The sequence below is a fragment of the Nocardia rhizosphaerihabitans genome (assembly GCF_014646295.1).
Lineage (GTDB): Bacteria > Actinomycetota > Actinomycetes > Mycobacteriales > Mycobacteriaceae > Nocardia > Nocardia rhizosphaerihabitans.
The window spans coordinates 331,460-354,919 of sequence record NZ_BMNE01000003.1 but is presented as its reverse complement, the minus strand read 5'-3'; the positions used below and the strand labels follow the sequence as shown (position 1 = coordinate 354,919).

General features: G+C 67.8%; 21 protein-coding genes. 5 read left to right on the top strand and 16 right to left on the bottom strand.

All coding sequences use genetic code 11. The features are described from left to right. Together IEY60_RS14480 and IEY60_RS14475 are read left to right on the top strand one after the other, a co-directional pair. A complete protein-coding gene (locus IEY60_RS14480) occupies positions 1-492 on the top strand; it encodes an Rv1363c family protein (protein WP_189028250.1) in 492 nt (163 codons plus the stop codon). Next, the gene (locus IEY60_RS14475) at positions 489-1,055 is read left to right on the top strand and encodes a twin-arginine translocation pathway signal (protein WP_189028248.1); all 567 of its coding nucleotides are present in this window, start codon (positions 489-491) and stop codon (positions 1,053-1,055) included. The genes IEY60_RS14480 and IEY60_RS14475 overlap by 4 nt, the downstream gene beginning before the upstream one ends. Before the next feature lie 206 nt (positions 1,056-1,261). Here IEY60_RS14475 and pntB read toward each other — a convergent pair whose 3' ends face one another. From pntB to IEY60_RS14425, 10 genes are read right to left on the bottom strand one after another with little or no spacing between them, the layout of a single operon-like run. Beyond that, positions 1,262-2,683, bottom strand: a complete 1,422-nt coding sequence (gene pntB, locus IEY60_RS14470; protein ID WP_189028246.1) for a Re/Si-specific NAD(P)(+) transhydrogenase subunit beta — start codon at positions 2,681-2,683, stop codon at positions 1,262-1,264. 28 nt (positions 2,684-2,711) lie between these two features. After that, on the bottom strand, positions 2,712-4,235 hold the full coding sequence (locus IEY60_RS14465) for a Re/Si-specific NAD(P)(+) transhydrogenase subunit alpha (RefSeq protein WP_189028244.1): 1,524 nt from the start codon (positions 4,233-4,235) through the stop codon (positions 2,712-2,714). Then, positions 4,232-5,326 (bottom strand): acyl-CoA dehydrogenase family protein, encoded by a 1,095-nt coding sequence (locus IEY60_RS14460; RefSeq protein WP_189028242.1) that lies wholly within the window; start codon positions 5,324-5,326, stop codon positions 4,232-4,234. Before IEY60_RS14460 ends, IEY60_RS14465 begins: the two co-directional genes overlap by 4 nt. Beyond that, on the bottom strand, positions 5,323-6,501 hold the full coding sequence (locus IEY60_RS14455) for an acyl-CoA dehydrogenase family protein (RefSeq protein WP_189028240.1): 1,179 nt from the start codon (positions 6,499-6,501) through the stop codon (positions 5,323-5,325). Before IEY60_RS14455 ends, IEY60_RS14460 begins: the two co-directional genes overlap by 4 nt. Further along, on the bottom strand, positions 6,498-7,721 hold the full coding sequence (locus IEY60_RS14450) for an acyl-CoA dehydrogenase family protein (RefSeq protein WP_189028238.1): 1,224 nt from the start codon (positions 7,719-7,721) through the stop codon (positions 6,498-6,500). Before IEY60_RS14450 ends, IEY60_RS14455 begins: the two co-directional genes overlap by 4 nt. Further along, complete coding sequence (locus IEY60_RS14445; protein WP_189028236.1) at positions 7,721-8,749, bottom strand: phosphotransferase family protein; 1,029 nt, start codon at positions 8,747-8,749, stop codon at positions 7,721-7,723. The genes IEY60_RS14450 and IEY60_RS14445 overlap by 1 nt, the downstream gene beginning before the upstream one ends. Then, on the bottom strand, positions 8,749-9,201 hold the full coding sequence (locus tag IEY60_RS14440; protein ID WP_189028234.1) for a MaoC family dehydratase: 453 nt from the start codon (positions 9,199-9,201) through the stop codon (positions 8,749-8,751). The genes IEY60_RS14445 and IEY60_RS14440 overlap by 1 nt, the downstream gene beginning before the upstream one ends. Next, positions 9,198-9,956, bottom strand: a complete 759-nt coding sequence (gene fabG / locus IEY60_RS14435; protein WP_189028232.1) for a 3-oxoacyl-ACP reductase FabG — start codon at positions 9,954-9,956, stop codon at positions 9,198-9,200. The genes IEY60_RS14440 and fabG overlap by 4 nt, the downstream gene beginning before the upstream one ends. 29 nt (positions 9,957-9,985) lie before the next feature. After that, positions 9,986-10,741, bottom strand: coding sequence for an SDR family oxidoreductase (locus IEY60_RS14430; protein ID WP_189028230.1), 756 nt, complete (start codon positions 10,739-10,741; stop codon positions 9,986-9,988). Continuing rightward, on the bottom strand, positions 10,738-11,958 hold the full coding sequence (locus IEY60_RS14425; protein WP_189028228.1) for an acetyl-CoA C-acetyltransferase: 1,221 nt from the start codon (positions 11,956-11,958) through the stop codon (positions 10,738-10,740). Before IEY60_RS14425 ends, IEY60_RS14430 begins: the two co-directional genes overlap by 4 nt. A 144-nt stretch (positions 11,959-12,102) precedes the next feature. On the opposite strand from IEY60_RS14425, the gene IEY60_RS14420 reads away from it, so the two are divergent. Beyond that, on the top strand, positions 12,103-12,696 hold the full coding sequence (locus IEY60_RS14420; RefSeq protein ID WP_189028226.1) for a TetR-type transcription factor C-terminal domain-containing protein: 594 nt from the start codon (positions 12,103-12,105) through the stop codon (positions 12,694-12,696). A 163-nt stretch (positions 12,697-12,859) separates the two neighbouring features. Continuing rightward, positions 12,860-15,217, top strand: a complete 2,358-nt coding sequence (locus tag IEY60_RS14415) for an MMPL family transporter (RefSeq protein WP_189028224.1) — start codon at positions 12,860-12,862, stop codon at positions 15,215-15,217. 27 nt (positions 15,218-15,244) lie between these two features. Here the strand turns inward: IEY60_RS14415 and IEY60_RS14410 are convergent, their stop codons facing one another. The 6 genes from IEY60_RS14410 to IEY60_RS14385 form a co-directional block, all read right to left on the bottom strand. After that, a complete protein-coding gene (locus IEY60_RS14410; protein WP_189028222.1) occupies positions 15,245-15,898 on the bottom strand; it encodes a TetR/AcrR family transcriptional regulator in 654 nt (217 codons plus the stop codon). 259 nt (positions 15,899-16,157) lie between these two features. Continuing rightward, positions 16,158-17,363, bottom strand: a complete 1,206-nt coding sequence (locus IEY60_RS14405) for a cation:proton antiporter (RefSeq protein WP_189028220.1) — start codon at positions 17,361-17,363, stop codon at positions 16,158-16,160. 327 nt (positions 17,364-17,690) lie between these two features. Further along, complete coding sequence (locus IEY60_RS14400) at positions 17,691-18,356, bottom strand: MspA family porin (RefSeq protein WP_189028218.1); 666 nt, start codon at positions 18,354-18,356, stop codon at positions 17,691-17,693. A 64-nt stretch (positions 18,357-18,420) separates the two neighbouring features. Beyond that, a complete protein-coding gene (locus tag IEY60_RS14395; protein WP_189028216.1) occupies positions 18,421-19,098 on the bottom strand; it encodes an MspA family porin in 678 nt (225 codons plus the stop codon). 236 nt (positions 19,099-19,334) lie between these two features. Further along, positions 19,335-20,162: a poly(3-hydroxyalkanoate) depolymerase gene (phaZ, locus tag IEY60_RS14390; protein ID WP_229739825.1), complete on the bottom strand. Its 828-nt coding sequence runs from the start codon at positions 20,160-20,162 to the stop codon at positions 19,335-19,337. A gap of 30 nt (positions 20,163-20,192) precedes the next feature. Then, the gene (locus IEY60_RS14385; RefSeq protein WP_229739824.1) at positions 20,193-21,404 is read right to left on the bottom strand and encodes a PucR family transcriptional regulator; all 1,212 of its coding nucleotides are present in this window, start codon (positions 21,402-21,404) and stop codon (positions 20,193-20,195) included. A gap of 377 nt (positions 21,405-21,781) precedes the next feature. Between IEY60_RS14385 and IEY60_RS14380 the strand changes: the two genes are divergently transcribed. Then, positions 21,782-23,419, top strand: a complete 1,638-nt coding sequence (locus IEY60_RS14380; protein ID WP_189029369.1) for a PHA/PHB synthase family protein — start codon at positions 21,782-21,784, stop codon at positions 23,417-23,419. The last annotated feature ends 41 nt before the right edge of the window (positions 23,420-23,460 follow it).

Sequence of the window (23,460 nt, the reverse complement as noted above, 5' to 3'; positions counted from 1 at the left end):
ATGATCAAAGCAGTCAAGTCCGCTGCCTTCCCGCTCGTCCTGGTCGCTGTCGCGGTGATTTTCGCCGTGCTCGCGGTGGTCCAGTTCGACGGGCACCGGGCGGCGCAAGCCGCGCGCGCCGAGGACGCCGCGATTCTCGGGGCCGCGAATTCCGGTGTGAACGCCATGCTTTCGGTGCGGGAGAGCTCCGCCGCGGAGGATGTGCGCGCCGTCCTCGACCATTCGACGGGCGCGTTCGCCAAGGACTTCGAAGCGCGGTCGAGTTCGTTCGTCTCCGTCGTCCAGGCGGCGAAGGTCGTCACCCAGGGGCAGGTGGTCGCCACCGGAATCGAGTCCCGCGACGGCGATTCGGCGACCGTGATCGTGGCGGCGTCGTCCACGGTCACCAATGCCGCAGGCGCGAAGAACGAGAGCCGCAGCTGGCGGTTGCGCGTGACGATGACCGAGCACGAAGGGACCTACAAGATGTCGAAGGTGGATTTCGTCGCATGAACACCGAAGAGCTGACGCCCGACACCGAGGAAACGACCGAATCGCCGTCAACGCCATTGGATTCCGATCCGCCGACGCGGCGCAGGCCGGGCAGGCTGGTGACCGCCGTCGTGCTCGCTGTCACGGCGGTGACCGCGTGGTCGTACCTGTTCTTCGCTGTCCGGGCCGAAGACCGGGCGTTGGCACCGGATCGACAGCAGGCGGCCGTCGACGCCGCCGCCGACGCGACGGTCGCCATCCTCACCTACAAGGCCGACACCGTCGACGCCGACCTCGACGCCGCGAACAAGTACCTCACCGGCACCTTCGCGGACTACTACCGCACGTTCACCCGTGACGTCGTCGCCCCGGCGGCCAAGGAGAAGAAGATCAGCACCACCGCCACCGTGACGGGCAAGGGAATCGCCGAGTTCGACGAGAACCACGCCGTCGCTGTGGTTTTCGTGAATCAGCAGACAACGCTGGCGCCGCACCCCGAACCCACTCCCACCACGACGACGGTCCGCGTCGAACTGGAACGTCACGACGACCACTGGCTCGTCTCGAAATTCGACCCCGCCTGAATCCCTACTCCACCGAGGAAACCCACCCCATGATCATCGACCTCGTCGCCCCCATCGAGAACCTCGTCGAAGCGATCGCCTACCTGCTGTTCCGAGGACACCTGCCCCCGCGATAACGGGCTTCGCACGGAGGGGTTGCCCACCCGAAACCAGGAAAGGGCGGCAGTGCTTGTGGCACTGCCGCCCTTAGTTCGTTTCAGGCCCGGTCAGAGCGCTTTCACGATGTCTTCCACCCGGTCCTTCGCGTCGCCGAACAGCATCGCGGAGTTCTCCCGGAAGAACAGGGGGTTCTGGACGCCGGCGTAGCCGGAGGCCATGGACCGTTTGAAGACGATGACGTTGCCGGCCTCCCACACCGTGAGCACGGGCATGCCCGCGATGGGGCTGGCCGGGTCTTCCGCGGCGGCCGGGTTGACGGTGTCGTTGGCGCCGATCACCAACACCACGTCGGTGCCGGTGAAGTCGTCGTTGATCTCGTCCATCTCCAGCACGATGTCGTAGGGCACCTTCGCCTCGGCCAGCAGCACGTTCATGTGGCCGGGCAGCCTGCCCGCGACGGGGTGCACACCGAAACGCACGGTCACGCCCCGCTCGCGCAGTTTGCGGGTGAGCTCGGCGACGCCGTGCTGGGCCTGGGCCACGGCCATGCCGTATCCGGGGGTGATGATCACCGAGTTCGCCCCGGTGAGCAGCTCGGCGACAGCGTCGGCGGTGACCTCGCGGTGCTCGCCCAGGTCGGTGTCACCGGCCGGGCCCGCGGTGATGCCGAAGCCGCCCGCGATCACCGACAGGAACGACCGGTTCATCGCCTTGCACATGATGTAGGACAGGTACGCACCCGAGGAACCGACCAGCGCACCGGTGATGATCAGCAGATCGTTGCCGAGCAGGAAGCCCGACGCCGCCGCGGCCCAACCGGAGTAGCTGTTGAGCATCGACACCACGACCGGCATGTCACCGCCGCCGATCGAGACGACCAAGTGCCAGCCCAGCAGCAGCGCGACGACGGTGATCGCCACCAAGGTCCACAGCCGCGGGTCGACGACGAACCACACGGTCAGCACGGCGAACAGCACCAGCGAGCCCACATTGAGGATGTTCTTGCCGGGCAACATCAACGGTGCGGAGTTCATCCGCGCCGAGAGCTTCAGAAAGGCCACGATCGAGCCGGTGAATGTCACCGCGCCGATGAACACCCCGATCGCGACCTCGGCGCCGTGGATACCCAGCAGCCCCTCGGCGCGCAGCAGCTCGGCATCGGCACCACCGGGATGGCGTTCGACATGCAGGTAGCCGTTCCAGCCGACCAGCACCGCCGCCAAACCGACGAACGAATGCAACAGCGCGATCAGCTCGGGCATCCCGGTCATCTCGACGATGCGGGCCCGCCACAGGCCGATCGCCGCACCCAGCGCCGTCGCGCCTGCCAGCAGCAGCAGGCCGAGCGGTTCGATGTCACGACCGATCGCCAGCGCGATAGTGGCGCCGAGCGCCACCGCCATACCGGAAATGCCGAAGGTGTTGCCCATCTTGGCGGTTCGATGCTCGGCCAGCCCGCCCAGCGCGAGGATGAACAACAGCGCCGCGACGATGTAGGCCGAATTAGCTACGGTCTCAACGGAAATCACGAGAATTCACTCCGGGGTCGGGCGCAGCTCAGCTGCGGGAGAACATGGCGAGCATGCGGCGGGTCACCGCGAAGCCACCGAAGATGTTGATGCTCGCCAGCAGGATCGCCGCGAAGGACAACCCCGTGATCCACGGATCGCCGTGTCCGATCTGCAGCAGCGCGCCGACCACGATGATCCCGGAGATCGCATTGGTCACCGACATCAGCGGGGTGTGCAGCGCGTGATGCACGTGGCCGATCACGTAGTAACCGATCACGATCGCCAGCGCGAACACCGTCAGATGTCCTTGCAACGCGGGTGGTGAGATCGCGATCAGCCCGAACACCGCGGCCGCCGCGGCCAGCACCAGCCCGATCCGGCGCCGAGCGGACATCGGTTCCTTCGCCGGTGCCGGTTCGGGTGGCGCGGCCGGTGCGGCCGCCGGCTTCGCCGAGACGGCGACCGGTGGTGGTGGCCAGGTGACCTCGCCGCCGCGCACGACGGTGATGGAACGCTGGACCACATCGTCGAAGTCCAGGACCAGCCTGCCGTCCTTGCCCGGCGTCATCAGCTCGAGCAGGTTCGCCACGTTCGTGCCGTACAGCTGCGAGGCCTGCGCGGGCAGTCGACCGGCCAGGTCGGTGTAGCCGATGATGGTGACGCCGTTGTCGGTGACGATCGCGCGGTCGACGACGGTGCCCTCGACATTGCCGCCGTTCTGCGCGGCCATATCGACGATGACACTGCCGGGCTTCATCGAGGCCACCATCTCGGCGGTGATGATGCGCGGCGCGGGGCGCCCGGGGATCAGGGCGGTGGTGATCACGATGTCGACATCGGCGCACTGCTCGGCGTAGAGCCGCGCCTCGCGGGCCTTGTAGTCCCCGCTCATCTCCTTGGCGTAGCCGGTGGCCGACACCTCGGCCTCGGCCGAGTCGATCGAGAGATATTCTCCGCCGAGGGATTTCACCTGATCTGCGACTTCCGGCCGCGGATCGGTCGCGCGCACGACGGCGCCGAGACTGCCCGCGGCACCGATGGCGGCCAGCCCGGCCACCCCGGCACCGACCACCAGGACCTTGGCGGGCGGTACCTTGCCCGCGGCGGTGACCTGCCCGGTGAAGAACCGGCCGAACGCGTGCGCGGCCTCCACGACCGCGCGGTAGCCCGCGATATTGGCCATCGAGGACAGCACGTCCAGCGACTGGGCCCGCGAGATGCGGGGCACCGCGTCCATGGCAAGGGCGGTGATCGGCCGCTTGCCGAGGTCGGTGACCAGATCCGGGTCGTTCACCACCCCCAGCAGACTGATCACGGTGGCACCGGGATTCATGTCGTCGAGCTGGTAGGCCGCGGGCGCGTTGACACCGAGCACCACATCGGCGGCGCGCGCGTTGCCGATCGTGGCACCCGCCTCGACGTAGGCGTCGTCGGAGAAGGCGGCGAGACTGCCCGCGCCGGTCTCGACCACCACGTCGTAGCCGAGCCGGACGAGCCGGGTGACCGTCGCCGGAGTGGCGGCGACCCGGGTTTCGCGCGGGCGTGCCTCGCGCAGGACACCGACGATCATGATCCCGGCACCTCGACCAGGTCGGCCAGTCGCACCCGGTGCGCACCGGCGGTGCCGAAGGCGAGCTGGTCGGCCTTGGCGCGCTTGAGGTACAGGTGGGCCGGATGCTCCCACGTCATACCCATGCCGCCGTGCAACTGCACCGCCTCCTCACCGGCGTAGACCGCGAGGTCGCTGCAGAACGCCTGAGCCACCGCCGCCGCGACGGGCGCGTCGGCGTCGTCCTCGGCGAGCGTGGCCGCGGCGTAGCGGGCGGCGGCATTGCCGGATTCGACCGCGGTGTACAGATCGGCCAGCCGGTGCTTGACCGCCTGGAATCCACCGACCACGCGACCGAATTGGCGCCGCTGCTTCAGATACGCCACCGTTTCGTCGAGGCACCAGCGCGCCACCCCGTACTGCTCCGAGGCGAGCAGGGCGGTGCCCGCTGCGAGGGCGCGGCGCACCGCGGCCTCGCCTTCGGCCACGACGAGTTCGCCTGCGGCACCGTCGAACTCGATGTCGGCGAGCTGACGGGTCATGTCGAAGGAGACGACCGGCGTGAGCTGGGTATCGGTGGCCGACACCGCATACAGCGCGACACCGTCGGGACCGGTGGCCGGGACCAGCAGCACATCGGCCTCGAGCGCGCCGGCCACACTGGTGACCTTGCCGGTCAGCCGACCGTCGGCACCGGCCGACACGGTGGGCAGCGTGGCGTGGGTCGCGGTGGTCAACGGGACGACCAGGGCGGCAGTCCGCTCCCCCGCCGCGAGCTGACCCAGCAGTGCCGAGCCGGAACCCACCAGCGCGGTGGTGGCGACCACGGCACTGGTCAGAAAGGGCACCGGGGCGACGAAGCGCCCGAGTTCCTCGAGCACCACCGCCGCCTCACGGGCCGAGGCGCCCGCGCCACCGTCCGCTTCGGGAATGAGCAGCCCTGCCAGGCCGAGGTCGACCGCGATGTTCTTCCACAGGTCGGCCACCAGCGCGCGGTCGCCGTCGTAGAGTGCGGTGACCGCGCCGGGTTCGCACTGTGCGGTCAGCACCGAGCGCACCACACTGCGCAGGTCGTCCTCGACTTCGGTGTAGAGCAGATCAACGTCGGTCATCGCGCGACTTCTTTCCAGGGACGGTCCTTGTCGGTGCGCGGCTCGGCGGGCAGGCCGAGAATGCGCTCGGACACGATGTTTCGCAGGATCTCGGAGGTGCCACCCTCGATCGAATTGCCCTTGGCCCGCAGGTAGCGGTAGCCCGCGTCGCGCGCGTTCATATCGACACGCTCCGGACGGACCAGGGTCCAGTCGTCGTAGCGCAGCCCGTCCTCACCGAGCAGCTCCAGCTCCAGCCCGGACAACTGCTGGGCGATCCGGGCGAAGGACAGCTTCATCGCCGAACCCTCCGGACCGGCCTGCCCCTGAGCCAGCTTCTGGCGCAAGCGAAGACCGGTGAGCCGGGCGACCTCGGCGTCGACCCACAGTCGCAGCAACCGGTCGTGCAGCTCCGGGGTGCGCCGCGCCGGATTCTCGCGCCAGGTGTCGGCGACTACGCCGATGAGCCCGGACTCGCGGGCGCTTGCCCGGCCGCCGATCGCGACCCGCTCGGTGTTGAGCGTCGTGTTGGCGATGCGCCACCCGTCACCCTCGGCGCCGAGGCGCTGGGCGTCGGGCACGCGGGCGTCGGTGATGAAGACCTCGTTGAACTCGGCCTCACCGGTGATCTGGCGCAGCGGCCGCACGTCGACCCCCGGCTGGGTCATGTCGATCAGGAAGTACGTCATGCCGCGGTGCTTGGGAATACCCGCGTCGGTGCGGGCCAGCAGGATCGCGAACTGCGCCAGATGCGCGCTCGAGGTCCACACCTTCTGCCCGTTGACGACCCACTCGTCGCCGTCGCGCACCGCGCGGGTGCTGACGTTGGCCAGATCTGAGCCGGCGCCGGGTTCACTGAACAGCTGGCACCAGATCTCCTCGCCGGTCCACAGCGGACGCAGGAACCGCTTCTTCTGCTCCTCGGTGCCGCAGGCCAGGATCGTCGGGCCCGCCATACCGAGACCGATGACGTTGGCATTCGGGTTGTTGTCCGGGGCACCGGCCTGCTCGAAGAGCTGGTCCACCTCGGTCTGCCAGGCGTGCGGCAGACCGAGACCGCCGTGGCCCTCGGGGAAGTACACCCACGCCAGGCCCGCGTCGTAGCGAGCGCGCAGGAACTCGAGGCGCTCGGTGGTGGCGGGATCGTTGACGGCGAGGAATTCGCCGATTCTGGTGCGAAGTTCGTCGATGGTCATCGGGCCTCCCGCTGTTTGCGCAGCTCGTTCTTGGCCAGCGCGTTCTTGTGGACTTCGTCCGGGCCGTCGGCGAAGCGCAGCGTGCGGTTGCCCGCGTAGGACGCGGCCAGCGAGAAGTCCTGGGACAGACCGGCTGCGCCGTGCACCTGGATGGCCTTGTCGAGGATCCACTGCACGGTGGCCGGGGTGGCGATCTTGATCGCCTGGATCTCGGTGTGTGCGCCCTTGTTGCCCACGGTGTCCATCAGCCAGGCGGTCTTGAGCACCAGCAGCCGCAGCTGTTCGAGCTTGACCCGTGACTCGGCGATCCAGTCCCGGATCACGCCCTGCTCGCTGAGCGGCTTGCCGAAGGCGACGCGCTCGTCGGCGCGGGCGCACATCGCCTCGATCGCGCGCTCGGCCACGCCGATGGCGCGCATGCAGTGGTGGATGCGGCCGGGGCCGAGCCGAGCCTGCGCGATGGCGAAGCCGTCGCCCTCGCCACCGATCAGGTTGGCCGCGGGCACCCGCACATCGGTGAACGACAGCTCGGCGTGACCACCGTGATCGTGGTCGTCGTAGCCGAAGACCTCCATGCCGCGGATGATCTCCACGCCGGGGGTGTCGCGCGGGACCAGGATCATCGACTGCTGGCGGTGCCTGCTCGCGGACGGGTCGGTCTTGCCCATCACGACGAAGATCTGCGCGTTCGGGTTCATCGCGCCGGTTATCCACCACTTACGGCCGTTGAGCACGTAGTCGTCGCCGTCGCGCTCGATGCGGGTCCCGATATTGGTGGCGTCGGAGGAGGCCACGTCGGGCTCGGTCATCGCGAAGGCGGACCGGATCTGCCCCTCCAGCAGCGGCTCCAGCCATTCCTTGCGCTGGGCCTCGGTGCCGAACTGGGCCAGCACCTCCATGTTGCCGGTGTCGGGCGCCGCGCAGTTGAGGGTGGCCGGGGCCAGATGCCCACTGCGGCCGGTGATCTCGGCCAGCGGCGCGTACTGCAGGTTGGTCAGCCCGGCGCCCTCCGCGCCGGGCAGGAACAGATTCCACAGACCGCGCTTGCGCGCCTCGGCCCGCAGCTCGGACATGATCGGCACCGAATCCCACGCCCAGCGGTTGTCGAGCTGGGACAGCTGCTCGCGGAACACCGGTTCGGCCGGGTAGACGTGGGTGTCCATGAAATCCAGCAGCGAGGCACGCAATTGCTCGGTGCGTGCGTCGAAGGCGAAATCCATCAGCGGTGCTCCTTCAGTGCGGTGAGACCGGTTTCGAGGAGGGGGTCGATCGCCGCGCCGATGGTGTCGAAACCTTCGCCGACCGTCTGGCCGTGCAGATAGCGGTAGTGGATACCCTCGAGGATCGCGGCCAGTTTGAAGGCGGCGAGGCCGAGGTAGAAACCGAACCGGGACATGTCGCGATCGCTGCGCGCGGTGTAGCGCGCGATGATCTCGTCCTCGGACAGGAAGCCCGGGGCTACCGACGCGTCGGCCACCGTCGCGTTGCCGGACCGGCCCGCGGCGAGCCGGCCGTAGACGACCATCAGCGCCAGGTCGGTGAGCGGGTCACCGAGGGTGGCCATCTCCCAGTCGATGACCGCCGCCGGCCGGTCGCTGCTGTCGGTCAGCACGTTGTCGAGCCGGTAGTCACCGTGCACGATGCCCACCGCCGACTCGGGGGGCACGTCGGCGGCCAGCCGCGCGTGCAGCTCGTCGGCCAGGGGCAGCTCGCGCGAGTGCGACGCGTCCAGCTGCTTCTTCCAGCGGCGCACCTGGCGCTCGAGGAAACCCTCGGGACGACCGAAGTCGGCCAGCCCGACCGCCACCGGGTCGACCGCGTGCAGCACGGCGAGGGTGTCGATCAGCGAGGTCGAGATCGCCCGTGTCCGTTCGGGTCCCAGCTCGGTCAGCTCCGCGGCGGTCCGGTACGGCGTGCCCTCCACGTGTTCCATCACGTAGAAGGGCGCGCCGAGCACGGAGTCGTCCTGGCACAGCGCGTACATCGCAGGCACCGGGACATCGGTGTCCCGCAGGGCCGCCATCACCCGGTATTCGCGGGCCATGTCGTGGGCGGTGGCCAGCACATGCCCCAGCGGCGGGCGCCGCACGATCCAGCGGGTGGTGCCGTCGCCGACCGCGTAGGTCAGGTTCGACTTGCCGCCGGCGATCAGTGTGCCGCTCAGGGCGCCCGCCACGTCGACCTGGCCACGCAGCCAGGTCGACAACCGGTCGAGATCCAGGCCCGGAAGGTCGGTCCGGGTTTCCATCAGGCCACCACGAGGCTGAGCGATTCGACCACGCAGACCGGCTTGTCGCCGCCCTCGCGCTCGATCACGACCTTGGCGGTGACCAGGTGGCCCGCGGCACCCGCCGCGACGGAGACCAGCTCGACCCCGGCGCGCACCGTCGAGCCCACCGGCACCGGCGCCGGGAAACGCAGCTTGTTGGAGCCGTAGTTGACCGCCATCTGCACGCCCTCGACCCGATACACCTGCGCGACCAGCAGCGGAACCAGCGACAGGGTCAGGTAACCGTGCGCGATGGTGGTGCCGAACGGCCCGTTCGCCGCCTTCTCGGTGTCGATGTGGATCCACTGGTGATCACCGGTCGCGTCGGCGAACGCGTTGATCTGCGACTGGGTGATGGTGTGCCACTCGGAATAGCCGAGATGCGACCCGACCGCGGCCTCGAGCTCGGCGATGCCCTGGAAAGCCCTCATGCCTTCGGCCCTCCCGCCACGTAGAGCACCTGACCGGACACGAAACCGGCGCCCTCACCGGCGAAGAACGACACGGCGTGCGCGATATCCTCGGGCACACCGGTGCGCGCGACCGGGATCTCCTTGGCGGCACCGGCTTTGAAATCCTCGAACGGAATACCGACGCGCGCCGCGGTGGCCGCGGTCATCTCGGTCTCGATGAAACCGGGCGCGATCGCGTTGGCGGTGACACCGAACTTGCCCAGCTCGAAGGCCAGGGTCTTGGTGAAGCCCTGCACGCCCGCCTTGGCCGCGGCGTAGTTGGCCTGCCCGCGATTGCCGAGCGCCGAGGTGCTCGACAGGTTGACGATGCGGCCGAACTCGGCCTCCACCATGTATTTCTGCACCGCGCGCGTCATCAGGAAGGCACCACGCAGATGCACGTTCATGACGGTGTCCCAGTCGTCGACCGACATCTTGAACAGCAGGTTGTCGCGGAGGACGCCGGCGTTGTTGACCAGCACGGTCGGGGCGCCGAGTTCGGCGACGACCCGCTCGACGGCCGCGGTGACGGAGGCCTCGTCGGCCACGTCGGCGCCGACGGCGATCGCCCGTCCGCCCGCGGCTTCGATCTGCTCGACAACCGGCTTACAGGCGACCTCGTCGAGGTCGATCACGGCGACGGCCATGCCGTCGGCAGCGAGCCGGCGGGCAACGCCCGCGCCGATGCCACGGGCACCGCCGGTGACGATCGCGGTCTTGGTTGGTGTACTCATCGTTGTCTCCTGGAGGTTCGGTGTGGTTGTCAGACGCCGCCGGTCAGCGTGACGCCGCCGTCGAGGACCAGCAGTTGGCCGGTGACCCAGGACGCGTCATCGGAGAGCAGGAAGGCCACCGCGCCGGCGATGTCCTCGGGCACACCGAGGCGCTTGAGCGGGTAGGTCGCGGCGAGTTCGGTTTCCTTGCCCTCGTACAGCGCGGTGGCGAACTTGGTCTTCACCACGGCGGGCGCGACCGCGTTGACCCGCAGATTCGGGCCGAGCTCGACGGCCAGCTCCTGGGTGATGTAGGTGAGCATCGCCTTGCTGGCACCGTAGAAGCCGATGCCGGGCGCGGGCCGGATGCCCGCCACCGACGACACGTTGACCACCGCGCCACCGTGCTCGGCCATCCAGGCCTTGTGCACGCTCTGGGTCCACGCCAGTGCTGCAAGGCAATTCACCTCGATGATCTTGCGCGCGGCCTGCAGATCCATGTCGATCATCGGGCCGTAGACCGGGTTGATCCCGGTGTTGTTGACCAGGAGGTCGGCGCTGCCGAACGTCTCGATCGCGCGGGCGACAGCGTCTTCCTGGTGGGCGGTGTCGTCGGCGCGACCTGCCACACCGAGCGCGTGCTCGGGGCCACCGAGCTGCTGGACGGCCTCGTCGAGGGCGTCTTTTTTGCGGGCGGTGATGACGACCTTCGCGCCGTCGTCGACCAGCCGCTGCGCGATGCCGAGGCCGATGCCGCGGCTGGCGCCGGTGACGATCGCGGTCTTGCCCGCGAAACGGCCGGTCACGACAGACGCTCCAGCACCATGGCCATACCCTGGCCGCCACCGACGCACATCGTCTCCAACCCGAACTGTTTGTCGTGGTAGCGCAGCGAGTTGATCAGGGTGGAGGTGATGCGGGCGCCGGTCATGCCGAACGGGTGACCCACGGCGATCGCGCCACCGTTGATGTTGAGCTTGTCCTCGGGGATGCCGAGTTCGCGGGCGGAGCCGAGCACCTGCACGGCGAAGGCTTCGTTGATCTCGACCAGGTCGATGTCGTCGATGGTGAGACCGGCGCGACGCAGTGCCTGCTTGGAGGCCTCGATCGGACCCAGGCCCATGATCTCCGGCGACAGGCCGGAAACGCCGGTGCTGACGACCCGGGCGAGCGGGGTCAGGCCCAGTTCGCGTGCCTTGGTGTCGGACATGATGATCAGGGCGGCCGCGCCGTCGTTGAGCGCGCAGCAGTTGCCCGCGGTGACGGTGCCATCGGGCCGGAATACGGGCTTCAGCTGGCTCACCGCCTCGAGGGTGACGCCGGCGCGCGGGCCGTCGTCGGCGCTGACCACCGTGCCGTCGGGCAGCGTCACCGGGGTGATGTCGGTGGCCCAGAAGCCGTTGGCGATGGCCTTTTCGGCCAGATTCTGCGAGCGCACGCCGAATTCGTCCTGCTCGGCGCGGGTGATCCCGGTGGACTGGGCGACGTTCTCCGCGGTCTGGCCCATGGCGATGTAGAGGTCGGGCACGACACCGTTGGTCCGCGGGTCGGCCCAGGACGCGGCACCGCCGGCGGCACGCTCGGCGGTGCGGGCGACCGCGTCGGCGAAGATCGGGTTCTCGGTGTCGGGCATGCCGTCGGCGTTGCCCTTGGCGAAGCGGCTCACCGTCTCGACGCCTGCCGAGATGAAGACGTCGCCCTCGCCTGCCTTGATGGCGTGCAACGCCATGCGGGTGGTCTGCAGGCTCGACGAACAGTAGCGGTTGACCGTGGTGCCGGGGACGGTGTCGAGCCCGGCCAGCACGGCGACGGCACGAGCCATGTTGAAGCCCGACTCTCCTGCGGGCTGCCCACAACCGAGGACGAGATCCTCGATCTGGGTCGGGTCGAGGTTCGGCACCTGAGCCAGGGCGGCCTGCACCATCTGGACGGTCAGGTCGTCGGGACGCATGTCCTTGAGCGAACCCTTGCCCGCGCGGCCGATCGGGGAACGGGCAGCGGCGACGATCACAGCTTCCGGCATCGAATCTCCTTTGTGAATAAGCGCTTGCTTAGTAGGATGATGCAGGCGACCCGGATGGCCGTCAATAGACCTCCGGCTCCTGTTAGCCACATCACACCGGCCGCGACCAGTGCCGCTCTACCGAGGCGAGATAATGGCGATCCCATGACCGACACCACCGAATCCCGCAGCGACGCGACCCGCGCGCGTCTGCTGGAAGCCGCCATCGCAGCGTTCGCCGAGAAGGGTTTCAACGGGACAACGACGCGCGATATCGCCGGGGCCGCCGGCATGAGCCCGGCTGCGGTCTATGTGCACCACAAATCCAAAGAAGAGCTGCTCTATGTGATCTCACGGTCGGGCCACGAGGAGACACTCGAGCTGATCCTGAAGGCGGCCGCGTCCTCCAGCGATCCGGCGACCGCGCTGCGTAATGTGATCCACGATTTCGCCGTACACCACGCACGGGGCCACACCGGTGCCCGGATCGTCAACTACGAGCTGAACTCGCTGAGCCCCGAGCATCTGACCGAGATCCGCGCCATCCGCCAGCGGATCGATCGGGCCATCCGCGAACTGGTCGAGCGCGGGGTCGAGGCGGGCGTCTTCGATACCCCCGACGCGCGGATCGCGGCCACCGCCCTGCTCTCCCTCGGCATCGACATCGCCCGCTGGTACCGCGACGAGGGCTACTGGTCGCCGGAAGACATCGCCACGGCCTATGCGGAGATGGCGTTACGCATCGTCGGCGCCAAGTAGCAGCCCGGCTCCGGGGCGATCAGCTCGACCGCGGCGTCGACCAGCGCGGTTGGCAACTCCCGCTGGAACCATGTCGAGACTCACACTCCGGGCTCGGCACCTGTCAGCGGATCCTCAGGTTTGCCTGGGAAGGTCGGTGGCGCAACAGGTAGAGGAGTCGTTTGTGTTCAACCGTTGGGGCGACCTGGTTTATCGGTTTCGTTTTGTCGTCATCGCGGTTGTCGGTGCCGCACTGCTGGGGCTGGGAGGGTACGGGCTCGGATTGTCCGACCACCTCACCTCCAGCGGGTGGGACGACCCAGGCTCCGAATCGTCGCAGGGCTCGCGGATCGCGGACCAGGCGTTCGGGCGCGACCACACCGCCGACGTCATCGTGCTGTACAACGCTCCCCGCGGTAAGACGATCGATGATCCGGAGTTCAGCGGCACGGCTGTCGACAGCCTGAACAGGGCGCTGGCCGAGCATCCGAACGAGATCGACAAGATCAACGGCGCCTACTGGCGGGTGGGCGACGCGCCTGCGGTGCCGTCGGTGTTCGGATCGGCCGACAAGTTGCACGCGTTCGCCTCGGTGGCGCTCGTCGGTGACAACGACACCGATCTGCTGCGCAGCTACCGGGCCGTGAGCGACGCCTTTTACATCAACGGTGTCGACGTGGAAGTCTCGGGGCTGCAGGCCATCGGCGGCACCCTCAACGACACCATCGCCACCGACGTCCACCGGATGGAACTGCTGGCCATTCCCGCGGTGGCGGTGCTGCTGTTCTTCATCTTCGGTGGCGTCGTGGCCGCCGCGCTGCCGCTGATCATCGGTGGGCTCACCATCTTCGGCGCCAACGGCATCGTCATGGCGATCACGAACTTCACCGACGTCAACTCGTTCGTCTCCGCCGTGGTCTCGATGATCGGTCTCGGCCTGGCCATCGACTTCGCGCTGTTCATCGTCAGCCGGTTCCGGGAAGAACTGGCCGACGGCTACGACACGCACGCGGCGGTCCGGCGCGCGGTGATGACGGCCGGCCGCACCGTCGTCTCCTCGGCGACGATGATCGTCGCCAGCCTCGGCGGCATCCTGCTGTTCCCCCAAGGTTTTCTGCGCTCGGTCGCCTACGGCACCATCGCGACCGTGTCCCTCGCCGCCCTGACCGCGGTGACGATCCTGCCTGCGATGCTGGCCGTGCTCGGGCCGCGGGTGGACATGCTCGGCATCAAACGCTTCCGCAAGACCAAGTCCGCCGAGGAGATCGAGAACGGCTTCTGGGGCAGGCTCCCCCGCTGGGTGATGCGGCACCCCTTGAAAGTCGCCGTGGCGGTCACGGTCGGCCTGCTGTTGCTGATCATCCCGATCAAGAACCTGGCCTTCGGCGGCATCAACGAGAAATACCTCCCGCCGGACAACGGCACCCGGCTCGCCCTCGAGCATTTCTACGAGGTGTTCCCGCTGAAGAAGACCGACCCGATCCAGCTGGTCTTCGTCGGCAAGGACACCACCGCCATCGGCGCGGCATGGAAGCAGGCGAACCAGGCGCCTGGGCTCGTCGGCCAGTTCGGCGTGCCGAGCAACACCGGCTCCAACGATCCGGCGGTGTACCGCACTTCGGCCACCCTGGTCGATCCGACCGGCAACGCCGAGCCGACGATCGACTACCTGCGCGCCATCGACGTGCCCGACGGGGTCGACATGTATGTCGCGGGTCAGCCCGCGATCATGGCCGACAGCATCGACACCCTGCTCGACCGGATGCCCCTGATGATCGCGCTGGTCATTCTGGTCACCACCCTGCTGATGTTCCTCACCTTCGGCTCACTGGTCCTGCCCATCAAGGCGGCACTGATGAACGCGCTCGGGCTCGGTTCCACGCTCGGCATCCTGACCTGGATCTTCATCGACGGGAACGGTGCCGGAGTACTGAACTTCACGCCACAGCCGATCAGCGCACCGGTGCTGATGCTGATCATCGCGGTGATCTACGGTCTGTCGACCGATTACGAGGTCTTCCTGATTTCCCGCATGGTCGAGGCGCGAGCCCACGGCGCGTCGACCACCGAGGCGATCCGCACCGGCACCGCCCAGACCGGCCGCATCATCACCGCGGCCGCGCTCATCCTGCTCGTGGTGACCGGCGCGTTCGCGTTCTCCGATCTGGTGATGATGCAGTACATCGCCTACGGCATGATCGCGGCACTGTTCATCGACGCGACGATCCTGCGCATGCTGCTCGTCCCCGCGATCATGAAGCTGCTCGGTGACGACTGCTGGTGGGCACCGAAGTGGGCCAAACGCATTCAGGAGAAGGTCGGTCTTTCCGAGCCCGTCCTCGCCGACGACCGCCCGAACCAGGACGCGATGGTCGACCTGGTGCAGACGACGCCGATCACCGACCCGCCGACCATGCAGCTGGCCGCGGTCCCCGACAGCAAGCTGGCACGGACTCCCCGCCGCCCGCGCACTGTCGCCGAGATCGAAGCCGAAGCACCGACCCATCGACTGGGCAGAGTCGCAGGCAGGCCGCCGAGGTAGCCGATCTGCCATGGCCTGCGACGCGGCCTAGCGCGGTGCGATGAGCGCCAGGGTGGCGTCGACCAGATCCTTCGCGTGGGCGGGGGTGAAACGCCCCGGCTCCACCGGATACAGCAATGCCCATCCGTCACCCATAGCGCTGAGCTGGTCGGACAGGATGTGCGCGGGAATGTCGTCACGGATCGCGCCGCGCTCCTGCGCGGCGGCCAGCACCGCGGCGTAGTCCGCGCGGAACTTCGCATAGCGCGTGACGATGACCTCGGCGATCCTCGGTTCGGACCGCGCCGAAATGAGCAACTCCGGCATCAACGGCCAGAACTTGACGTCCGTGCCCAGCTGGAACCACTGCGCGAGCAGCTCGCGGACGCCGGTCGTGTCGCGGATCGCCTCGATCATCGCGTCGTAGCGGTCGAATCGGCTCAGCACCAGCGCCAGGACCATGTCCTCTTTGTTGGCGAAGTAGTAGGTGACCGCGCCGGTGGTGTATCCGGCGTGCTCGGCAACGCGTCGCATCGATGCCTTGGCATATCCTTCGGTCGCGATCACCGCGGCCGCCGCCTCGAGCAACTCGGCGCGCTTGGCCGCGTGATCGCCTGCGGGTCGACCGCGCGGCGCGGTCGCATCCCGCGCCTCGACGACCGGAGCCTGCTCCGCCACGCTCCGCTGCTGTTTGCGCGCCACGTCCACAGTTTCGCACAGCGATTTCACACAACAGCCGCACGGTAAAACCACGGCGGGTCCCTGCGCGCGTTTGACAACACCCGAACGAGGGACCCATACTCGAATCCGATTCGAGATTCAGTTCAGCGCGTGCAAAGGAACGGCGAAATGGTCACAGTGTTCGAGGTCCTGCTCGTCACCTGCACGATCGCGATCGTCTGGTTCGCCTGCTATGTCATCTATCGCCTGGTGACCGACGACCCGCCCCAGCGCTGAGTGGTCAATCCGACCCGTCCGCCATGGCGCCTCGGCCCGATCTACCCAAGCGAGCGGCGACCAGCGGCGCGCCGATGCCATGCAGGAGAATGCTGGCGCACACGACGACCAGCGTTGCTCCCACCACCAGTTCCGTGTCCGGCGAGTCGGCCATGCTGTTCATCGCCAGCAGCCCGAAGACGATGGACGCGACTCCGCGTGGGCCCAAACAGCACAGCATGACCCGTTCGGCCCGCGTGAAACGCGACCCGATCAGGGCGATCCAGGTGGGCACCATACGAAACACGGTGAGCGCGAGCAGGCCGTAGACGACGACGGTCCAGTGCAGCCAGGGCCCGGCCACCGCGATCGCCCCGACAACGAACCACAGGCCCAGACCCAGGAACTGACCGAGGCGTTCGGTGAGTTCCAACGGTTCGTCGGGGATGTCGCGATGGGTGGCCCGGTAGGCGATTCCGGCGAGGAACGCAGCCACGAATCCGTTGCCGTCGATGGAGATGGCCATCGCGAAGGTGAGCACCGGAATCGCCAGGATGCCGCAGCGGACAGCGCGCGGGTCGGTCCAGCCACGCGCCGCTGCCGCGGAGAGCCCGACGCCTGCGGCGACCCCGATCGGGACGCCGACCAGCACCGACTTGACCACGGCCGACAGTGCGTGTCCGAGCGCCCCCAGCGCATCCTCGGAGTCGATGGCGCGCCGGTAGGCTTCCAGGGCGAACAGTATGACCGGCGCGACGAGCCCGTCGTTGAGCCCGCTCTCCACATTGAGCGTGTCGCGCACCCGCTTGGTGATGCGATTGTCCCGCAGGATCGATTGCGCGGGAACCAGATCGGTCGGCATCACGATGCAGGCCAGAATCAGCAGCAGCGGCCACGAATCCAGATTCAGCACGAACTTCCCGGCGACCGTGGCCAGCAGCAGACTGGCACCGAAGGCCACCAGCATCCTCGTCACCCCGGTGTTCGGGGCGATGCGCTCCCGGATCTCGGTCGCGTCACTGAACAGGAACAGCGCCAGCCCGAACTCCACGACGCGCAGGGCGGTGCTTGTGTCGATCGACTCCAGCAGCCACTCGTCGTCGGTCAATCCGACAACGGCGCCGGCGATGATCATGGCGACCGGCTCGGTCACGCTCCACCGGGTCAGGGTTCCCGACACGCACGCCCACGCCAAGATGACGGCCATCGTCAACGCGATCGCGAGAAGCATCGTCCTCCCGCACGTGCTCGAAATGGTCGTGACATTGCCGTCCACCACAAGGTAGCAGGACGCCCGGCAGCCTCCTGGCAAGCGAGCACCGCGTCGATCGAATCAGCTGACCAGCGGAATTGCCGCACGGGGCGCTGTCGGGGCACAGCGCTGACCAGATGGTGTAATCGGCGACCAACCTGGCCGCCGAGCAGCCGCAGGTGGGCGTCGGCGGCGCCGAAGATTTGCCCCGTTCGATTCACGAATTGTGTTGTACGGTAGGGGAAATACCGGCAGCCGGTCGCGCGGACACCTTCCGCGCGACCGGCTGATTCCGGATTCCGCCGGTCAGCCCAGGCTGAAGGGCTGGCCCCACAGCGTCACCCAGCTGGTGACGCTGTCGGTGACGATCTCGACGCTGACGAAGGCCCTGGCCTGGGCGTAGCCGCCACAACCGGTCAGGCCGATCGTCTGATCGGCCCAGGCCACCGAGCCGCTCCCGCCGGAGAACACGTTGTAGACCTTGTGCGACTCGTTGCCGAAGTCGTCGGCCTTTTCCCGATCGAGGATGTAGAACGACTTGGCCTGGCCCGGCCCGAGCGACAGTTCACCGCTGGTACTCGCCCCGACGCTCGCGTTACCCTCCCAGTCCGAGGCGCCTTCCACGCCGCCACCGGCACCGCCACCGGCGATATTGACCTGGCAGCCTACGGTATAGCCAGGGATGATGAGCCCGCCCGCTTCCGCGCCGGTGCCCGCGAGTTCGACCTGGGCGGTGCCCGAGACCCACGCGTTGCGGTGCACGGGTGTGGACCCCAGCGACGGATTGATATCGGCGGACTCACCGACGAGCCGGACCGTCACCACGGTGCCGTCGGAGAGGGTCTTGACCACCTCACCGCCCGGCAACGGCACGAACGTATCGGCGTCGGCCGGGGCGGTGGCGAGCAGGCCGATCGCCAGCGTGGCGACGGCGCCGAAACTGGTACGCGCGAGATTCTTTCGGTTGAGCACAGGAAACACCTTCGGATTCGGGTTCGCAGACGCGAAGGGACACAAGGAATGCGGGAAAAGACGTTCAGCCGATACTGAACGGCGCGCCGTACAGGGTGGTCTTGGAGTAGTGATCGCCGATGATCTCGACCACCGTGTAGGCGCGGGCCTGGGCATATCCCGCACAGCCCTGGATTTCGATTTCGGCGTCCTGATATTCCACCGAGTACCGGCCCGGCTTCAGAATGTCCTTGTAATCGATCTGGACGAATTTCACCTCGCCGGGACCGAGATTCACGCCGATCGAGCCGCCCGCGCTCACCCCGCCAGTGGAGACGCCGCCGGACACCCCCGCGCCGATCGCGTCGTCGGCGATGCTCACCTGGCAACCGACCAGATAACCGGTATTGAGCTGCGACGCACCGTGCGTGGACGAATTGTTGCTGCCCGGCAGACCCGCGGGCCCATTGGTCGGGCCGACCTCACCTTCGGGGGTCACGGTGACGTCGGCAGCCGCGTTCCCCGACACCCACACCACCCGGCCCGCACCGTTGGCGGCCATCGACGGCGAGACGATCGCGTGTTCGCCGGTGCGGGACAAGGTGACGCCGGGGCCCGCCTTCGACCCGTCCGGCAGTGGAACGAACGTATCCGCGCCCGCCATGGTCGGCATCAGCACACCGACGGCTACCGCGATGCCCCCGGATAGCCCGGCGACGGTGGCACAGCGACCGGATCGAATCCGGGTCCAGCGAGAACTCATGATGATCAAATCTCCTTCAACCTGCTGGGCCGCCAGCCATTTCGGAAAGGGCTGCCGGAAATAGAGTCGGATATGCCGCACGAAACGGCATGGAGAAGCCATTTCGGCATCGACCGACTTGCGCGAAGCGATCAGCGCTCTGCGCCGCTTCGTCTGTCACCCGCCGCTGTCGCGTATCAGGGTGGCGTGCATCACTGTAGTGAGGTCTACGGGTTCACACAACAGTTGTTGTGAAATTATTTCGGTGGGGTCTCCCCCAGCACCGGACGGAGGAACCCGGCGACTCGCGGGCCCAGGTCATCGGCACGGGTGACGAGGCCGAGATGACCGTCCGGGTAGATGTGCAGGGTCGACCGGGGCATCAGCCGGTGCATGATCTTCGCGTTGATCACCGGCACGATCGGGTCGTCGGCGCCGGCCAGGATCAGCGTGGGCTGCCGGATCATGGGCAGGAACGGCAGGCTGGACCAGCCCGCACCAGCGAGCAGCTGCAGCGCGTAGCCGAGGCCGGGGGCGTGGCCCGCGTGGCTGTACAGGATCTCCTCGGCGAGCCCCGGTTCCGCGCGCAAGCGGCCCCCGTAGATCGTCGGAGCGATCGCTGCCGCGTGAGCGGGATCGCGGTAGCGGCGCGGCGTGATCATCTTGCTCAGCACCCGGGGATGCGCCGGGATCATCAGCGAGCCGGTCGCGGTGGCGACGAGCACCAGGCGACGGCACCGCCGGGGATGCTGGAAGGCGAACTGCTGAGCGAGGCCGCCGCCCCACGAGATGCCGAGCACGTCCGTCTCCCCGTACCCCAGTTCGTCGAGGACCTCACCGAGCAGACAGGCCAGAGTCGCGAAATTGTAAGGTACACGCGGCAATTCGGAACCGCCGATGCCGGGCACATCGAATCGGATCACCGGGATCGCCGGGTCGAGCCGGTCGAGGAAGGGCGCCAGCAACTCCAGCCTCGCGCCGATCCCGTTGCACATCAGCAGCGGGCGGCCCTGACCCGCGCGCACCGCCACGCGCAGGCGCCGTCCGCTGATCCGCAATTCCCGAACGGTTTCGACCTCGGCCACGTGGCCTCCTTCAGGTTGGGGACGACGCTCTCAGGTGTCGAGTCGGTTGCCGAGCTCCGGAAACGCGCGGATGGCCTGCAGGGCGATGGTGAGGTCGCTCAGTACCCGCGGGTCGTCGAGCGAGCCACCCAGGCGTTCTTCGACGCGACGGATGCGGTGCCGGACGGTGTTCTCGTGGCAGTAGAGCAACCTGCCCGCCTCGGCGGCCGAGCCACGCGAATCGATCCATGCCGTCGCGGTGGCCAGCAGCGTCGTCCGTTCGTGGTCGGGCATGGCGAGCACGCCGTGCAACACGCGCACCACGAACCGGCGGGTGGTATCCCGGTCGCGCACAAGGAGATCGATATGCGGGTCGTCGTCGAGGCGCCGAATACCCTTCGTGCCGGGCGCCGAGGTCTCCAGAGCGACCTGTGCCAGCCGCAATGCCCTGGCCGCACCATCGAGCCGGTGGAACAGCGGGCTCACGCCGACGCGACCGAGCGCCACCTGCGCGACCGAGGCGAGCACCTCCGCCTGGTCACGGCGTTGTCCCAGAGAGAGCACCCCGATCTCGTGCTGCGGTTGGGAGCGCCATGCCGAACCGACGTCGAGCTGCCGGAGGCGGTCCTCGAGTCGCGGCAGCGCCGAGGAGTGCGAACCCGTCACCTCCGCGACGACCACGAGGAAGGTGCCGTCGTAGGGCAGGTCGAGCAGCTTCGCGACCTCCCAGGCGCTCAGCGAACCGGTAGCCGGCCCGTCCAAAATCGCCGAGATGATGCCCGATCGCCTGCGGTCGGCCGCGATCATCCGTTCGCTCATCGCCTCCCGGTAGGACTCGGTCAGGGCGAGGGAGAAGTCGTCGGCCAGTTCCCAGATCGCCGTCGCGGTATCGAGCAGCGCATCCACCGACTTCTGGCCCGAGTCACGGGCCGCGGCGAGCAACCGCTCCCACAAGAACGCGAAGCCGAGGCGATAGGCGCGCAGCACCTCCGGTAGCGGCATATCCTGCACGGCCCGGGTGCGTCCGATATGCCGGGGCGCCGAAAGGTCGGGCCCCAGTTCGCCGCTCAACCGGGCCAGGATCTGATTCGTGTTGGCTATCAGCGATGTGCGCAACTCGCCGCGGCCGACAATGCTCTCCATGCGGTAGATCTCGATCTGCTCGGAGATTCGGGCGAGCAGCTGGTCTGCCAGTTGATCGGTCTGCCCGAGCAGGTCAGCGGCCAGTTTCGCCACCGGCGGAGCGAGGCTTGAAGGAGGCACCTGGACAGGTTATCCACCAGGTGGCAGGCCGCGCCGCATCGAGCGAACAGACTGTGGGTACCGACACGGTCTCCGGTGATGCGTTGTCGGCGCCGACATTGGCTGAACCGGCGCGATGCGCGACTGTTTTAGTACGCGTTCGGCACGGTGGCCGCACTGAGATGCGGGTCATCGTGCGTTCGCCACCGAATTGCGAACAGCAGACCCACCACTCGGTCGTCGACCACCGCGCCACCGCGATCTGGCTACCAGATCGACGCGGACCCGACCAGTGCACGCTGCGCGGACTGTGCCCGCGCGGCCGACGAGAGTGGAGCGCCATCATCAATACCCGCACGACCAGTGACAACCCGGAGTTCGCGGTTCCCTTCGACCACATGCTGATCGACGCCGCGCTGGGGCCCGCCCACCGGTGGCTGCCCGGCAATTCGGGAGTTCGCTTCCTCGACGCTCTCGCCAAACGCCCCGACCGGGTCAAGACACGGGTCGGCAAGCTTGTCGACGAACTCGGCCGCATCGTCACCGGCACCTCCGAGCTCGCACCGCCACCGAAGGACCGGCGCTTCGCCGACCCGGAATGGTCGAACAACCCGCTGTTGAAGCGCATCGTGCAGGCCTATCTGGCCGCGAACGAGCTGGCCGAAGGGCTCGTCGAGGACGCGCCGATGGAGTGGCGCGACGCCGAGCGAATGAAGTTCGTCCTGTCCAACATCCTCGAAGCCGCAGCACCGAGCAATAATCCGCTGATCAGCCCCGTCGCCTGGAAGACGTTCTTCGCCAGCAACGGCTCCAATACCGTCTCGGGCCCACGCAACCTGCTGCGGGACTTCGCCAGCTCGCCGCGGATCCCGGCGATGGTCGAGCCCGACGCCTTCAAGGTGGGCGTCGATCTCGGGATCACGCCCGGCGCCGTCGTGTACCGGACAGAGATGTTCGAACTGATCCAGTACCTGCCGCAGACCGAAACCGTGCGCGAATTGCCGCTGCTGATCGTTCCGCCGACCATCAACAAGTACTACGTCCTCGACCTGGCTCCTGGCCGCAGCCTCGTCGAGTACCTGGTCCGGCAAGGCCAGCAGGTGTTCATGATCTCCTGGCGCAATCCCGACGAACGCCACCGTGACTGGGGCACCGATGCCTACGCCGAAGCCGTGATCGACGCGTTCAGCGTGGTCGACCGGATCGCCGGCGTCGGCGCCGTGCACACCATGGCCGCCTGCTCGGGTGGCCTGATCGCGTGCATGGCGGCGGCACACCGCGCGCAGACCGGAAGCATCGGCAAACTCGCCAGCCTCAACCTGCTCGTCACCATGATCGACCAGAACCGGGCAGGCGTCGCCGGCTCGCTCATCGACGAAAGTATCGCGCATGCCGCGATCGCCCGGTCGCAGAGCAAGGGATACCTGGACGGGCGCACTCTCGCGGAAGTCTTCGCCTGGCTGCGCCCCGCCGATCTGGTATGGAACTACTGGGTCAACAACTATCTGCAGGGCAAGACCCCACCCAAGTTCGACATTCTGTTCTGGAACGCCGACACCACCCGGATGCCCGCCGCACTGCACCGCGACTTCATCGAAATCGCCCTGCACAACAAGCTCGCCACCGCCGACGCGGTCACCGTGCTCGGCACACCCATCGACCTGGGCAAGATCACGGTCGACTCCTATGTCGTGGCCGGCTCGGCCGACCACATCTGCCCCTGGACCAACTGCTACCGCAGCGCGCAACTACTCGGCGGCAAGGTGCGTTTCGTACTGTCGACCAACGGCCACATCGCCGCCCTCGTCAACCCACCCGGCAACCGCAAGTCCAGTTATCAAGTGTCGGAGAGCAATTCACTCGACCCCACAGACTGGCGCGGCGCCGCGGCAACCGTACAGGGTTCGTGGTGGCCCGACTACGCTGCGTGGCTCGGTGACCGATCTGGACAAACGAAGCCAGCCGCGGCCACGCTGGGTAACGTCGACTTCCGCCCGCTCGGTGTCGCGCCGGGCAGCTACGTCATGGCCACCTGAGCGTCAGGCGCATTCATCGCCACAGTGATCGCGTCGAGATC

Coding starts and splice junctions, on each gene's coding strand:
- IEY60_RS14440 (WP_189028234.1), bottom strand. CDS start 9,201: ATGAGGGCTTTCCAGGGCATCGCCGAGCTCGAGGCCGCGGTCGGGTCG.
- fabG (WP_189028232.1), bottom strand. CDS start 9,956: ATGAGTACACCAACCAAGACCGCGATCGTCACCGGCGGTGCCCGTGGC.
- IEY60_RS14425 (WP_189028228.1), bottom strand. CDS start 11,958: ATGCCGGAAGCTGTGATCGTCGCCGCTGCCCGTTCCCCGATCGGCCGC.
- IEY60_RS14405 (WP_189028220.1), bottom strand. CDS start 17,363: ATGCTTCTCGCGATCGCGTTGACGATGGCCGTCATCTTGGCGTGGGCG.
- IEY60_RS14395 (WP_189028216.1), bottom strand. CDS start 19,098: ATGAGTTCTCGCTGGACCCGGATTCGATCCGGTCGCTGTGCCACCGTC.
- IEY60_RS14475 (WP_189028248.1), top strand. CDS start 489: ATGAACACCGAAGAGCTGACGCCCGACACCGAGGAAACGACCGAATCG.
- IEY60_RS14465 (WP_189028244.1), bottom strand. CDS start 4,235: ATGATCGTCGGTGTCCTGCGCGAGGCACGCCCGCGCGAAACCCGGGTC.
- IEY60_RS14450 (WP_189028238.1), bottom strand. CDS start 7,721: ATGGATTTCGCCTTCGACGCACGCACCGAGCAATTGCGTGCCTCGCTG.
- IEY60_RS14420 (WP_189028226.1), top strand. CDS start 12,103: ATGACCGACACCACCGAATCCCGCAGCGACGCGACCCGCGCGCGTCTG.
- IEY60_RS14380 (WP_189029369.1), top strand. CDS start 21,782: ATGCTGATCGACGCCGCGCTGGGGCCCGCCCACCGGTGGCTGCCCGGC.
- IEY60_RS14455 (WP_189028240.1), bottom strand. CDS start 6,501: ATGACCATCGACGAACTTCGCACCAGAATCGGCGAATTCCTCGCCGTC.
- IEY60_RS14460 (WP_189028242.1), bottom strand. CDS start 5,326: ATGACCGACGTTGATCTGCTCTACACCGAAGTCGAGGACGACCTGCGC.
- IEY60_RS14480 (WP_189028250.1), top strand. CDS start 1: ATGATCAAAGCAGTCAAGTCCGCTGCCTTCCCGCTCGTCCTGGTCGCT.
- IEY60_RS14445 (WP_189028236.1), bottom strand. CDS start 8,749: ATGGAAACCCGGACCGACCTTCCGGGCCTGGATCTCGACCGGTTGTCG.